Annotated in this window: 13 protein-coding genes; 2 read left to right on the top strand and 11 right to left on the bottom strand. The window is 66.0% G+C overall.

Features of this window, described 5'->3' with window-relative positions; all coding sequences use genetic code 11:
• Positions 1-4: 4 nt before the first annotated feature.
• The 11 genes from XI05_RS38310 to XI05_RS38360 form a co-directional block, all read right to left on the bottom strand.
• Complete coding sequence (locus XI05_RS38310; RefSeq protein ID WP_271511520.1) at positions 5-292, bottom strand: YciI family protein; 288 nt, start codon at positions 290-292, stop codon at positions 5-7.
• Between the two features lie 88 nt (positions 293-380).
• Positions 381-1355 (bottom strand): sugar ABC transporter substrate-binding protein, encoded by a 975-nt coding sequence (locus XI05_RS38315; protein ID WP_271511525.1) that lies wholly within the window; start codon positions 1353-1355, stop codon positions 381-383.
• Between the two features lie 41 nt (positions 1356-1396).
• Positions 1397-2374, bottom strand: coding sequence for an ABC transporter permease (locus XI05_RS38320; RefSeq protein WP_271511528.1), 978 nt, complete (start codon positions 2372-2374; stop codon positions 1397-1399).
• Positions 2371-3321 (bottom strand): ABC transporter permease, encoded by a 951-nt coding sequence (locus XI05_RS38325; protein WP_271511531.1) that lies wholly within the window; start codon positions 3319-3321, stop codon positions 2371-2373. Before XI05_RS38325 ends, XI05_RS38320 begins: the two co-directional genes overlap by 4 nt.
• Complete coding sequence (locus XI05_RS38330; protein ID WP_271511534.1) at positions 3314-4837, bottom strand: sugar ABC transporter ATP-binding protein; 1524 nt, start codon at positions 4835-4837, stop codon at positions 3314-3316. Before XI05_RS38330 ends, XI05_RS38325 begins: the two co-directional genes overlap by 8 nt.
• Positions 4834-6228, bottom strand: coding sequence for an FAD-linked oxidase C-terminal domain-containing protein (locus tag XI05_RS38335; RefSeq protein ID WP_271511536.1), 1395 nt, complete (start codon positions 6226-6228; stop codon positions 4834-4836). The genes XI05_RS38330 and XI05_RS38335 overlap by 4 nt, the downstream gene beginning before the upstream one ends.
• 49 nt (positions 6229-6277) lie before the next feature.
• A complete protein-coding gene (locus XI05_RS38340) occupies positions 6278-7162 on the bottom strand; it encodes an intradiol ring-cleavage dioxygenase (RefSeq protein WP_271511539.1) in 885 nt (294 codons plus the stop codon).
• A gap of 15 nt (positions 7163-7177) precedes the next feature.
• Positions 7178-8080 (bottom strand): NAD(P)-dependent oxidoreductase, encoded by a 903-nt coding sequence (locus XI05_RS38345; RefSeq protein ID WP_271511542.1) that lies wholly within the window; start codon positions 8078-8080, stop codon positions 7178-7180.
• 21 nt (positions 8081-8101) lie between these two features.
• Complete coding sequence (locus XI05_RS38350) at positions 8102-9466, bottom strand: amidohydrolase family protein (protein WP_271511545.1); 1365 nt, start codon at positions 9464-9466, stop codon at positions 8102-8104.
• Between the two features lie 4 nt (positions 9467-9470).
• Positions 9471-10550, bottom strand: a complete 1080-nt coding sequence (locus tag XI05_RS38355; RefSeq protein ID WP_271511548.1) for a maleylacetate reductase — start codon at positions 10548-10550, stop codon at positions 9471-9473.
• Positions 10547-10870, bottom strand: a complete 324-nt coding sequence (locus XI05_RS38360; protein ID WP_036005173.1) for a Dabb family protein — start codon at positions 10868-10870, stop codon at positions 10547-10549. Before XI05_RS38360 ends, XI05_RS38355 begins: the two co-directional genes overlap by 4 nt.
• Before the next feature lie 107 nt (positions 10871-10977).
• On the opposite strand from XI05_RS38360, the gene XI05_RS38365 reads away from it, so the two are divergent.
• A complete protein-coding gene (locus XI05_RS38365) occupies positions 10978-11901 on the top strand; it encodes a LysR family transcriptional regulator (protein ID WP_271511553.1) in 924 nt (307 codons plus the stop codon).
• A 13-nt stretch (positions 11902-11914) separates the two neighbouring features.
• Positions 11915-13360, top strand: a complete 1446-nt coding sequence (gene xylB / locus XI05_RS38370; protein ID WP_271511555.1) for a xylulokinase — start codon at positions 11915-11917, stop codon at positions 13358-13360.
• Positions 13361-13418: the final 58 nt, after the last annotated feature.

Here is a 13418-nt window from a genome sequence, read left to right on the forward strand (position 1 = left end):
AGGCTCATCCCTGCCGGCGCAGGAAACCGGTGATCGTGATCTTCTCCCAGATGCCGGCCGCGGCAAAAGGGTCAGCACGGTTGAAGGCTTCGACCTCGGCGCGGCCGGGAGCCTCGATCAGGAACAGGCTGCCGATCATGGTCTGGCCGTCATCGGAGACCAGCGGTCCCGACATCACGATCTTGACGCCGAAGCGCGAGGTGTCGCCGAGGAAGGCCTTATGGGCATCGTAATTGGCGAGCCGGGTCGACAACGCGCCGGCGCGGTCGACGGCGTGAATGGCGAACAGCATGGTGTCTCCGTTTCTTGCTTCGGTTCTTGCTTAGCTTTTTGGGACGGCCGCGGGCTGCGGCCGTCCGGGCTTGTTGTGATCGGGTCGTCTACTTCGCGCTGAGCTTGCCGGCGTCCTCGAAGGTCGGACAGGTCCGCTGCTCCAACGGCACGTCGAAAGGCCCGTAATTGTCCTTGGTGATCACCGTCGGCTTCAGCACGATCTCGCTGATGACCGGCTGGTTCCGCAGCGACCGGATCGCCATCATGGTGCCGAGGCAGCCTTGCGCAAAGCCGTTGTAGTCGCCGCTCGCCAGCAGCTTGCCGGACTTGATCGCGTCGATCGCCTCCTTGGTGCCGTTGATGCCGATCACCTGCGCCTTGCGGTTGGCGCCGTCGAGCGCCTCGATCGCGCCGACCGCCATGGCGTCGTTGGCGGCGAGCACGCCGTCGATCTGCGAATTCGACTGCATCAAATTCTCCATGACCTGGAGCGCCTGGAGCCGCTGATAGTTGCCGGGCTGCGAGGCCAAGAGCTTGGCGCCGGGCGCCTCCTTCAACGCGTCGTTGAAGCCGCGCACGCGGTCGACATTGGTCAGCGAGCCCTTGACGCCCTCGATGATGACGATGTTGCCCTTGCCGCCGAGCGTCTTGAGCAGGAAGCGCGCGGTCTCCAGCCCAAGGCTGTAATCGTCGGCGCCGACGAAGGACAGGAACTTGCCGCCGGCAGAGCGGTCGGTGATGTTGACGACCGGGATTTTGGCTTCGTTGATCTTCTCGACGCCCGGGACCATCGCCTTGTAATCGACCGGCGTGAACACGATCGCGCTCGGCTTCTTCACCACGACGTCCTCGATCTGGCTGAGCTGCTCGGGAATCGAGTCCGGCTTGGTCGGGATGTACTGCAGCGTCTTCGCGTTCAGCGTCTTTGCCATGTTGTCGGCGCCGACCCGCACCGTCTGGAAGAACGGATTGGTCTGGTTCTTGGTGAAGACGGCGATGGTCTCGCCGTCGGCACGTGCCCCAGTCGTGAGTGCGGCCGCCATCAGCAGCGGCAGCGCCAGATAGCCCAGTTGTTGTTTCATGTTGCCTCCATCCCTCATTTTGCTTGTTGGATTGCTAGAACTCATTGCGCGCGGCGGCGGGTCTTCATGTCGAGCCAGACCGCGAGAATGACGATGACGCCGGTGACGAGCGGCTGCCAGTTGGCGCTGACCGAGAGCAGGTTCATGCCGTTCAGCACCAGGGTCAGGATCAGCGCGCCGATGAATGTGCCGAACACGGTGCCGACGCCGCCGAACAGCGAGGTGCCGCCGATCAGCACGGCCGCGATCGCCGGCAGCGTCAGGCTCTCGCCGATGTCGGCCTCGGCCGAATTGAGCCGCGACAGGAAGATGATCGAGGCAAGTCCCGCCATGGTGCCTGACACCGCGTAGACCAGCAGCAGGCGCCGCGCGACCGGAATGCCGGAGAGCCTTGCGGCGACCGGATTGGCGCCGATCGCATAGATCTCCTGGCCCCAGATCGTGCGCTGTGCGAAGAACGTCCCGATCCCGAGGAACACCAGCAACAGATAGACCGGAATGGGCAGGCCGAACAGATAGCCGCTGCCGATCTGGCGGAAGCCGGCCGGGAAGCCGTGCAGGGTCTCACCCGCCATGTACCAATAGGTGAGGCCATTCAGCACCCAGAGCATGCCATAGGTGGCGATGAAGGATGGGATGCGGAGCGCCGTGACCATGATGCCGTTGAGCAGGCCAACGATGCCGCCGCAGGCCAGCCCGGTGAGGATGCCGAGCGCCGGTGAGCCGGTCTTGTGGATCACGGTGCCGGCGAGGCAGGCGGACAGCGCGACATTGGCGCCTACCGAGAGGTCGAGGCCGGCGGTCAGCACCACCAGTGTTAGGCCGGAGGCGATGAAGAAGGTCAGGCTCGCCTGCCTCAGCACATTGAGGATGTTGCCGAGGCTGAGGAAGGAATCGCTGAGCACGGCAAGCACCGCGCAGATCAGGAAAGCCGCGAGCAGGCGATAGAACAGCTGGACCGCGTCCTGCGACAAGAAGGAGCGGGGCGGCGCGATGGCGCCCTTGGTGATGTCGGTCATGTGCGGCTCCTGAGGCCGTCGAGGAACAGGGCAACGATGACGAGCACGCCGACGCTGGCGACCTGCACCGAGGACGGCAGCGAGATCAGGTTCAGCCCGTTGCGCAACACGCCGACGGAGAGGACCCCGAGCAGGGTACCAAGCAGCCAGCCATTGCCGCGCTCGAACGAGGTGCCGCCGACAGCGACGGCCGCGATGGCATCGAACTCCAGCCCGAGACCGGCGGTGGGGTGGCCGGAATTCATGCGTGCGGTCATCAAGAGGCCGGCGATGCCGGCCATGGCGCCGCCGATCGCATAGACCGCGATTAGAAGCTTGTTGGGCGAGAGGCCGGCATAGCGCAGCGCCTCGCGGTTGCCGCCGAGGGCGAAGATATAGGTGCCGAAGCGGGTGTGATAGAGCAGGCCGTGAAAGGCAGCGTAGGTCACCAGCGCCATCACGATCGGCACGGGAATGCCGAGCAGCGTCGCCGAATAGATGTCGCGCACGCTGTGGGGAATGCCGACCACGCTCTGGCCGTCGCTGACGATCAGCGACAGGCCTTGCGCCATGCCGAGCGTGCCCAGCGTCGCGACGAAAGGCGGGATGCCGAGGATCGCGACCAGCCAGCCATTGGCGATGCCGAAGGACGCGCCGACCAGAAGGCCGGCGCCAAGGCCCAGCAGCATCGATTTGGTCGCCAGCGACACGATCGCGACGCAGAGCGAGGTCAGCGTCAACACCGCGCCCATCGACAGGTCCAGCCCCTCCGTCATGATGATCAGCGTCATCGGCAGCGCGAGCATGGTCAGGATGGTCGACTGCACCAGCACGTTGGAGAGGTTGGCGACCGACAGGAAGCCGGGCGCGATCGCGCTGAACAGCGCGATCAGCAGCACCAGCACGATGGCAACGCCGGGAATGCGTTGCAGCGGATTGGGTTGCGCGACGACCGCGGCTTCACGCATGATGCATCCCCAGTCGCACGATATTCTCCTCGGTCAATTCGTTGCGTGTCAGGTGCCCGGCGATGCGCCCCTCGCGCATCACATAGGCGCGATCGCAGACATGGCAGATCTCGACCTGCTCGGACGAGATCATCAACGCCGCCGCGCCTTCCGCGACGAGGCGGTCGATCAGCGCGAAGATCTCGGACTTGGCGCCGATGTCGATGCCGCGCGTCGGCTCATCGAAGATGAAGAGTTTCGAGCCGGCGGCGAGCCATTTTCCGATCACGACCTTCTGCTGGTTGCCGCCCGAGAGCAGGCCGACGGTCTGGCGTGCGCTCGGTGTCGCGACGCGCAGCTGTCGGATCAGGCCGTCGGCGGTACGCTGGGCCGAGCGTTGGTCGAACAGCCCGCTCGGGAACAGCTTCCTCAGCGCCGACACCACCAGATTGTCGCTGACGGATCGCAGCAGCGCGAGGCCTTCGCTCTTGCGGCTCTCCGGGATCAGCGCGATGCCGCGGCGGGCGGCGAGATCCGGCTCGCCGGAAATGCTCTTGCCGTCGAAGATGATCTCGCCCGATGTCACGGGATCGGCGCCGAAGATCGCGCGCGCGACCTCGCTGCGGCCGGAGCCGACCAGCCCGCACAGGCCGACGATCTCGCCCCGGCGCACCTCGATGTTGATATCCGAAATGCCGGTTGCCGCAGTCAGGCCCTTGACCTCGAGCAGCAGCTCGCCAGGCTTGTCGGCGAAATTCCGCGGATAGGTCATGTCGACGTTACGGCCGACCATCATGCGCACGAGCTGGTCCGGCGTGACGTCGGCGGGCCGGACACCGTCGATGCGACGACCGTCGCGCAGCACGGTGATGCGATCGCCGAGCGCGAACACTTCGGCCATACGGTGCGAGATGTATACGATGGAGACGCCGTCCGCCTTCAGCCGCGCGATGAGTGCGAACAAGAGTTCGGTCTCGCGGTCGGACAGCGCAGCGGTCGGCTCGTCCATGACCAGGATGCGGGCGTTCTGGCTGATCGCCTTGGCGATCTCGACCATCTGCTGCTGCGCGACGCCGAGCTTGTCGACGGTGGTGGAGGGATCGATGTCGAAGCCGATCGTGTCGAGCACGCGCTTGGCATCGGCGAGGATCTGGCGGCGGTCGATGGTGCCGGGGATGCGGCCCTTCGGCTCACGGCCGAGGAAGATGTTCTGGGCGATATCGAGATAGGGGACCAGTGAGAATTCCTGGAAGATCACGGCAATGCCAAGCTTCTGCGCATCGGCGGTCGAGGAGATCACGACCGGCTCGCCGTTGTAATAGAACTCGCCGGCGTCGGCGCGATAGGCGCCGCACAGCACCTTCATCAGGCTCGATTTGCCGGCACCGTTCTCGCCCAGCAGCATGTGGACTTCGCCGGGGTAGACGGCAAAGGACACGTCATCCAGCGCCTTGACGCCGGGAAACTCCTTGCTGATGCCGCGCAGCTCCAGCAGCGGCGTGGGTGAGGTGACCTCGATCGGGAGCGCGTCGCTCATGCTTTGGCTCCGCCAGCAAAGATCTTTCCGGGGTTCATCAATCCGGCGGGATCGAGCGCCGTCTTGATCGATCGCATCACGTCCACGGCCTCGCCGAGCTCATCAGAGAGATAATCGATCTTGCCCAGCCCGATGCCGTGCTCGCCGGTGCAGGTGCCGTCCATGGCAATGGCGCGCGCGACCATGCGGGCCTGCAGCGCCTTGGCGCCTTCGGCCTCCTCCGGCTTTGTCGGGTCGATCAGGATCAGCATGTGGAAATTGCCGTCACCGACATGGCCGACGATCGGTGCGGTGAAACCGTGCGCGTCCGCATCGCGCCGCGTCTCGGTCAGGCATTCCGCCAGCCGTGAGATCGGCACGCAGACGTCGGTGATCACCGCGCGTGCGCCGGGCCGCAGGCCGAGGCCCGCATAGAGCGTGTTGTCGCGGGCGTGCCAGAGCCGGCTGCGGTCTTCGGGCGCCTTGGCCCAGGCAAAGCCATGGCCGCCATTGTCGGCGGCGATCGCCTGTGCCGCCTCGGCCTGCTCGGCGACCGAAGCCTCCGAGCCGTGGAATTCGAAGAAAAGGGTGGGCGCCTCGCGATAGCCGAGCTTGGCGTAGGCGTTGATGCCGCGCATCATGACGTCGTCGAGCAGCTCGATGCGCGCCACGGGGATTGCGGACTGGATCACGGAGATCGCGGTGTCGACCGCGTCGTGCAGGGTATCGAAGCTGCAGACCGCGGCCGAGATCGCCTGCGGCACCGGATGCACTTTCAGCGTGATATCGGTGATCACGCCAAGCGTGCCTTCCGCGCCGACGAACATGCGCGTCAAATCATAGCCGGCCGCCGATTTGCGCGCGCGCCTAGCGGTGCGAATGATGCGCCCGTCGGCGAGCACCACCTCGAGCGCCATGACGTTGTCCTTCATGGTGCCATAGCGCACCGCCATCGTGCCCGAGGCGCGCGTCGAGGTCATGCCGCCGATCGAAGCATCGGCGCCCGGATCGATCGGGAAGAACAGGCCGGTATTGCGCAGCTCCGCATTGAGCTGCTTGCGCGTGATGCCGGGCTGCACCACGACGTCCATGTCGCTGTCGTGCACCGCGATCACTTTGTTCATGCGTGCGAAGTCGAAGCAGACGCCGCCGGCGACCGCGGCCGCATTGCCTTCGAGCGAGGTCCCGGCGCCGAACGGGACAATCGGCATGCCCGCGCTCGCGCAGAGCTTGACGATTTCGGCGACCTCCTGCGTGGTCTCGGGGAAGACCACGATGTCGGGCGGCAGGTTCTGGTAATGCGACTCGCTCTGCCCGTGCTGATCGAGCACGCCGCGCGCGACGCTCACGCGCGGGCCGATCATGCCGGTGAGGCGATCGGCCAATGTGCCCGTGCTGACCCGCGGTCCCATCCTCAGCTCCCGTCCCTGTTTCCGGACTCTTGTTGGTCCGTCGTTGAGCTTAAGCGGCTCTTGCGTTGCTTGCGACCTGCTTCAGGCCGAAATCATAGTTGAGATGAAAATAGTCGCGCTCCACCATGCGACCATCCGGCGCACGGCCGGCGGGATGACGGACGAATTCGCGGATCAGGCTGTCCTTGACGCCGAACACCACGTCGCTGTCGAGATATTGGTCGCCGGCAACGAAGACGTGCGTCACCAGTTGCTCGAAACCGGGCGCTGAGATCATGAAGTGCACGTGCGCCGGGCGCCAGGGATGGCGTCCCTGCACCTCCAGCATCTCGCCGACCGGCCCGTCATGCGGAATGGGGTAGGCGGCCGGCTTGATCGACCAGAAATGGAAGCGGCCGTTGGCGTCGGTGTGGAAGCGGGCGCGCATCGCGAGATCGCCGATCTTGTCGAGCTGCTGCACGTCGTAATAGCCGTCGTCGTCGGAATGCCAGACGTCCACGATGGCGCCGGCCAGCAGCTGTCCGTCCACGGTCGAGACCGAGCCGGTGACCAGCATCGGATCGCCTTCCATAGTCCCGGAGATGTCAGCGCCGCTGTCCTTCTCGGGCGCGGCCTGAACGAAAAACGGGCCGAGCACCGTGGTCTCGGTCGCGCCTTCGGGCACCGGATGGTTGATGGCGTCGACCAGCATGGAGACGCCGAGCGTGTCCGACAGCAGGATGAATTCCTGGCGCTTGTCGTTGCACATGTGCCCGGTGCGGGTCAGGAAGTCGATGCCATATTCCCACTCCTTCTGGGTCGGCCGCACCTCGCGGACGAACGCGTGAAGGTGACGCACCAGCGCCTCGCTGACCTGCTTGATGCGTGGATCGGTCGCGCCCGCGATCCGCTCCAGCACCGCGTCCGTGATCGTGTTCTCGTTGAAGTTACGCATGTCGGTCTCCGTTGATCACAGCTTCGGCTCGCCGAGGCCGGACAGCCGCTCGAGATGCTTGACGGTCGCAATGAAGTCGGCATCGCCGTCGCCCTGGGCGACCAGCGAACCATAGGTCTCCCGCACTTGCGCGGCGAGCTGCAGCGGCACGCCGACGGCGTGGCCGGCGCCCAGGATCAGATCGAGATCCTTGGCCATCTGCTTACAGGAGAAGGTGGACTCGAAGTCGCGCGTCCGCAGCGGCGCAGTCTTGTACTTGACCATGGGTGAGGCCACCGCGCTGTCGTCGAGCACCTTCAGGATGTCCTGCCAGGCGATGCCGCCCTTGCGCGCCAGCGCCAGGCTCTCCGCCATCATCGCCGCCGACACCGCGATCATCAGATTGACCGAGAGTTTTGCGTAGCGCGCTTCCTCGGCGGGGCCGAGATAGGTCTGGGCGCGGGTGAAGGCTGCGAATAGCGGCGTTGCGCGCTCGAACGCGTCCGTCGGTCCCGACACGAAACAGGTCAGCGCGCCGGTGTGAACGATGCTGGCATTGCCGGACACCGGCGAGCGCAGATAGGCAATGCCGCGCGCCTGCGCGGCGGCCGCAACCTCAGCCGAGGCTTCGACGCTGACGGTGCTGGTTTCGATCAAGACGGCACCGGGGCCCATCGCGGCGATCAGGCCGGCGGGGCCGAGCAACGCGCCGCGCAAAGCGGCGTCGTCGGGCAGGGAGGTGATCACGGCGGCCTTGCCGCTCACGGCCTCGGCCGGCGAGGCGGCGATCGCAATGCCCTGCGCGCGTGCCTCGTCGATGCGCGCCGCGCTCTGGTCGAACGCGGTGACGGTGTAGCCGGCTTTGGCGACGAGCACCGACATCGGCAGGCCCATCTTGCCGATCCCGATGAAAGCAACTGTTTTCAGAGCGTCAGTCATTGTTCTTGTCCATTGGCGCCTTCAGGCGGCGCGTCCCTGTCGTTCGATGTCTTGCACCAGCCGCCGGCCGGATTGCGCCAGCAGCTCCTTCTTCGTCTCCAGCCCCTCGACCAGCAGCCGGCCGTTCCGCTTCTTCCAGGCGCCGCCGATCATGACGGACTCGATGTTGGCGAGGCTCGTCTGCATCACGACGGTCGCGACGGGATCGTGCACCGGATGGAGATTGAGATCGGAGGCGTTGATGATCACGAGGTCGGCGAGCTTGCCCGGCGTCAGCGAGCCGATCTGGTGCTCGCGGCCGAGCATGCGGGCGCCTTCCGTCGTGATCCAGCGCAGCGCTTCCCGGATCGGAATCGTGGTCGTTGCCGGGATCGTGCCGCTGGTCTTGCGCGACTCGGAATTGTCGAGCGCGCGCTGCATCGACAGCGCAACGCGCGCGGCGGAGAGCAGATCGCCTGCCAGCACGGATTCCAGATCAATGCCCATCGTCGGCCGCACGCCGCGCTTCAGAAGGCGTCCGGTGATCGGAAAGCCATGGCCCTGGATCATCTCGTTCTCGGGCGTGACCGAGAAGGACACACCGAGATCGACGAGACGATCGAGCAGATCATCCGGCAGATCGTTGCCATGGACGATATTGATGCCGGGGCCGACGAGGCTGGCCTCGAGCAGCTTCTCCCAGCCGCCAGGCGTCTTGGCCGGACCGCCGCCCTGATGCATCGAGGCGATCAGGTTCAGCTCCCGCGCCAGGCGGAAATCGTGCATGGCGACGTCGAGCGTCGAATAATGCGGGCCGAGAATGGCGAGCCCGAGCGTGACGAGGCCGTCGCGGTCGGCGAGGGGGCCCGCCAGCAGCCGCTCGACCTCGCGGCGCGGATGCGGCACTTCCGAGAAATGCGGCTCGCCCGGTTTCGGCTCCGGTTTGGGCGAGCCGTGGAAGAACACGGCGCGGATGCCGCTTTCGATCAGGCCGCGCAGGCCGGCGTCGGTATGATCGGGCGTCGGGTTGTTGTGGCACCAGTCGACCAGCGTGGTGACGCCGTGATTGATCTGGTTCAGCGCGCCGACGAGGGTCGCGATGTAGATGTCGTCGGGCCGGAACACGGTGGCGAGCCCGGCATGCATGCGGCGGAAATATTCCAGCAGAGTCCAGTTCGCGGCAAAGCCGCGCAAGCCCGTCTGCCAGGTGTGCATATGCGCGTTGATCAGGCCGGGAATGACGATGCGCCCCCTGCCATCGACGACCTCCGTGTCGGCTCCAACGTCGATCGACGGGCGCACATCGGCGATCCGGCCGCCCTCGACCAGCACATCGCCGGTCAAGAGATCGCCGATCGCGTCATCCATGCTGATGACAATGGCCGATCTGATCAGCGTGCGCCGCATTGCCTTACGCCGCCGCTTTGACGGCGCTTGGCGGCTCGCCGGCGAAGGCGCGCGCAATCAAGTCGCGAATGGCGCCACGCTCGAGCGGGCGCGGGTTCCAATAGGCATTGGTGACGGCGAGATCGGCGGCCTTGTCGATTCCGCTCTCGGGCATGCCGACATCGCGTAGCGCCAGCTTCGCACCAAGCCCCTTGGCGAGATCGTAAAGTCCCTGCGATGCATCAGCCGCACCGATTGCGCGCGAGATGCGCGCCATCGCATCGGGCACGGCCGGGGCGTTGTAGGCCAGCGCGTGCGGCAGCACGATGGTATGCGTTTCGGCGTGCGGCAGGTCGAACGTGCCGCCGAGCGTGTGGCAGAGCTTGTGATGCAGCGCCATGCCGACGGTGCCGAGGCAGACGCCGCACAGCCAGGCGCCATAAAGGGCTTCGGTGCGGGCTTCGCGGTCGTCGCTTTTGGCGGCAATGGCGGGCAGGGCACGCGCCAACGCGCGGATGCCTTCTTCCGCCATCAGCGACGTCACGGGATTGGCATCGCGCGCGTAGAGTGCCTCCACCGCATGCGCGATGGCGTTGATGCCTGATGTTGCGGCGAGACCCGCCGGCAGCGTCAGCGTCAGGTCGACGTCGTAGATCACGGTCTCCGGCAGGATCGCCGCATCGCGCACCGTGGTCTTCAGCCCGTTCTCGGTCTGGCCGACGATCGGCGTCATCTCCGAGCCGGCATAGGTGGTGGGGATGCAGAGCTGGTTGACACCGGTGCGCAAGGCCAGCGCCTTGCCGAGTCCGGTGGTCGAGCCGCCGCCCAGCGAGACGACGCAATCGGCCTCGCATGCCTTCATCGCCGCGAGCGCGCGTTCCGTGACCTCGACCGGCGTGTGCATGGTGGCGCCGGGAAAGATGCCGGCATAGAGCGGACCGAGCGCGGCCCCCAAGCTCTTGCCCTGCGCCTCCTGCTGCGGCGTCGTCAGCACCAGCGCACGCTCGCCGCCGAGCCGCTCGACCTCGGCCTTGGCGCTAGCCAACGTTCCGCTGCCGAACACGACGCGGCAAGGCAGGTTTTCGAATGTGAACGAACCGATCATGCGCCGGTCTCTTTGATGGGATAATCGACCTGGAAGCGCCCGATCCGCAAGTCGCCCAGCGCCTCGCGCACCCGCAGATGTTCCGGGTGGTTGGCGTAGGCGGCCAGCGCCGCCTGGTCGGTGAATTCGGAGAACAGCACCACGTCGCAGGCGTAATCGACCGCGCTGACGTCCATGCCGACTTCGATATGGGTGAGGCCGTCGATCCGGCCCTTGAGGCCCTCGAACAGGGTCTTGACCTTGAGCCGGGCGGCGGAGCGCTCCTCGGGGCTCTCCCCGCGCAGCCGCCACATCACGATGTGCCTGATCGGGCCCGACATTTCCTGATTTCCTCGCCTGCAATGGTGCTTTGTTGGCGCCATTTTGCCTTGCAGAAAACGGAAATAAAGGTCAAAATTTGTAAGTCTCTTTTCCTCTTTTCGCAAAAATGGACCGGCTGCTTCAACTCGAGGTCTTCTCCAAAACCGCTGAGCTCGGCAGTCTTTCCAAGGCCGCCGAAATCCTGCGGATGTCGAACGCGGCCGCGAGCCGCCATCTCAGTGCGCTGGAGGAGCGGCTGGCGGTCCGGCTGATCGAGCGCAACACGCGCCGGCAATGGCTGACCGAAGCCGGGCAGGAGCTCTTGCAGCGTTGCAGCACGCTCCTGAACGAGCTCGCCGAAGCCGAGGACGCCGTCTCCGACCGCGCGCTGTCGCCGAAGGGCATGTTGCGCGTGACGTCTTCGCTGTCCTTCGCGATGATCTATCTCGCGCCGATGCTGCCCGCCTTCCGCGCGCTCTATCCCAATCTCAGCGTGCAGATCATCAGCGCAAACCGCTACCCCGACTTCATCGAAGCCGGCATCGACGTTGCGATCCGGACCCGGGAGCACGAGCCGGATTCCAACATCATCGTCCGCCGCATCGGCCAGATGCACCGCGTGCTTGCGGCGGCTCCGTCCTATCTGGAGAAGCACGGCCGGCCGGAGCATCCCTCCGATCTCGCCCGCCACAACATGCTGATCTACAATCTCGCCAATGATCCCTACTCGCTGCGGCTGAGCCAGGGCAGCACGACGCAGACGATCCGGATCGCGCCGACGCTCGACAGCAATGACGGCCAGATCATCTGCGGTGCAGCGCGCGCGGGGCTCGGCATCCTGATCCAGCCGCTCTATATCGTGCAGGGCGATATCGCGGCCGGCCGGCTGGTGCCCGTCCTGAGGGATTGGCAGCTGCCGTTGCTCACCATGAACATCGCCTATCAAAATCGGGTCAGGCTGCCCGCCAAGATCAGGGTGTTCTCCGATTTCCTCGTGAGCTACATCCGGGAGCATTCGGAACCGGGGATCTGGATCGACGCAGCGAAGTGAGCGGGAAGCATTCATGTATCTCGGCATCGATCTCGGCACGTCGGCGGTCAAGACGGTTCTCGTCGACGATGCCCAGCGCGTGATCGCAAGCGAGAGCCGGGCGCTCGCGACCGTCTCGCCGCAATCGGGCTATTCCGAGCAGGATCCGGCGCAGTGGATCGATGCGACCTTTGCCACGCTGGATGCCCTCAAGGCGTCGCACGCCGATGCGTTGGGGGTGGTCGCAGGCATTGGACTGTCCGGCCAGATGCATGGCGCCACGCTGCTCGATAAGAGCTCGAGGCCGCTGCGGCCCTGCATTCTCTGGAACGACGGACGATCGGCCAACGAGTGCCGTATCCTGGAGCAACGCTGGCCCGCCTTGCGCGCGGTGACGGGCAACAAGGCGATGCCGGGCTTCACCGCGCCAAAACTGCTCTGGATCGCCGCGCACGAGCCCGAGATCTTCGCGGCGACGAAGCTCGTTCTGCTGCCAAAGGCCTATCTGCGCCTGGTGCTATCGGGCGAGGCCGTCGAGGATGTCTCGGATGCTTCGGGATCGCTGTGGCTCGACGCGGCGCGCCGCGATTGGTCGGACGCAGCACTCGAAGCGACCGGCTTGTCACGCGCGCACATGCCGCGCCTGGTCGAGGGATGCGCGCCCGCAACCACGCTGCGCAGCGAGCTCGCGCGCCGCTGGGGCATGGTCAGGCAGCCGGTGATCGCGGGCGGTGCCGGCGACAATCCCGCGGGCGCCGTCGGTATCGGCGCAGTCCGGCCGGGAGCGGCATTCGTCTCCCTGGGAACCTCGGGTGCCCTCATGGCCCCGACCGACAGGATCGCCGCCAATCCCGACCGCGTCGTGCACACGTTCTGCCACGCCATTCCCGGCATGTGGATTCAGGCCGGCGCGATCCTCTCGGCCGCCTCCTGCCTCGCTTGGCTCGCGCGCCTGTTCGGCGCCACCGAGGCGGAACTGCTGGCGCCGCTCGGAGCACGACCGCGGGCGCCGTCGCCCGTGAGCTTCCTGCCTTATCTGGCCGGCGAGCGGACGCCGCACGACGATCCCGTCGTGCGCGGCATGCTGGATGGTCTGAGCCATGGCACCGATCGCGCGGCGATCGTGCAGGCGGTGCTCGAAGGCGTTGCCTTCGCGCTTGCCGATTGCCGCGATGCGCTCGCGGATGCCGGCATCGGGATTGCGGAAGCCGACGTGATTGGCGGTGGATCACGCTCGGCCTTCTGGCTCGCGGTGCTGGCGAACGTGCTGAATGTTCCGGTCCATCGCTTTGCCGGAGGCGAGACCGGCGCCGCGTTCGGTGCGGCGAGATTGGGGCGGCTTGCTGTCACGGGTGAGGCAATTGGTGACGTATGCATGCGGCCGCAGCGCATCGAAACATTCGAGCCCGACGCTGCACTGGTCGACGCCTACGCCGAACGGCTTCCCGCCTGGCGCGAACTGTATCGGCCGCGCCACTAGCTGGCCCAATCTGGTTTGCATACTTCGGTATACTCGCCTTCGGTATTGCCCTGCGTCA

Origin of the sequence: Bradyrhizobium sp. CCBAU 11357 (genome assembly GCF_028128865.1) — a bacterium.
Lineage (GTDB): Bacteria > Pseudomonadota > Alphaproteobacteria > Rhizobiales > Xanthobacteraceae > Bradyrhizobium.

What these genes read in the sequence shown, in the direction of transcription:
- XI05_RS38310 (WP_271511520.1), bottom strand. Translation starts at nt 292, where the DNA reads ATGCTGTTCGCCATTCACGCCGTCGACCGCGCCGGCGCGTTGTCGACC.
- XI05_RS38315 (WP_271511525.1), bottom strand. Translation starts at nt 1,355, where the DNA reads ATGAAACAACAACTGGGCTATCTGGCGCTGCCGCTGCTGATGGCGGCC.
- XI05_RS38320 (WP_271511528.1), bottom strand. Translation starts at nt 2,374, where the DNA reads ATGACCGACATCACCAAGGGCGCCATCGCGCCGCCCCGCTCCTTCTTG.
- XI05_RS38325 (WP_271511531.1), bottom strand. Translation starts at nt 3,321, where the DNA reads ATGCGTGAAGCCGCGGTCGTCGCGCAACCCAATCCGCTGCAACGCATT.
- XI05_RS38330 (WP_271511534.1), bottom strand. Translation starts at nt 4,837, where the DNA reads ATGAGCGACGCGCTCCCGATCGAGGTCACCTCACCCACGCCGCTGCTG.
- XI05_RS38335 (WP_271511536.1), bottom strand. Translation starts at nt 6,228, where the DNA reads ATGGGACCGCGGGTCAGCACGGGCACATTGGCCGATCGCCTCACCGGC.
- XI05_RS38340 (WP_271511539.1), bottom strand. Translation starts at nt 7,162, where the DNA reads ATGCGTAACTTCAACGAGAACACGATCACGGACGCGGTGCTGGAGCGG.
- XI05_RS38345 (WP_271511542.1), bottom strand. Translation starts at nt 8,080, where the DNA reads ATGACTGACGCTCTGAAAACAGTTGCTTTCATCGGGATCGGCAAGATG.
- XI05_RS38350 (WP_271511545.1), bottom strand. Translation starts at nt 9,466, where the DNA reads ATGCGGCGCACGCTGATCAGATCGGCCATTGTCATCAGCATGGATGAC.
- XI05_RS38355 (WP_271511548.1), bottom strand. Translation starts at nt 10,550, where the DNA reads ATGATCGGTTCGTTCACATTCGAAAACCTGCCTTGCCGCGTCGTGTTC.
- XI05_RS38360 (WP_036005173.1), bottom strand. Translation starts at nt 10,870, where the DNA reads ATGTCGGGCCCGATCAGGCACATCGTGATGTGGCGGCTGCGCGGGGAG.
- XI05_RS38365 (WP_271511553.1), top strand. Translation starts at nt 10,978, where the DNA reads ATGGACCGGCTGCTTCAACTCGAGGTCTTCTCCAAAACCGCTGAGCTC.
- xylB (WP_271511555.1), top strand. Translation starts at nt 11,915, where the DNA reads ATGTATCTCGGCATCGATCTCGGCACGTCGGCGGTCAAGACGGTTCTC.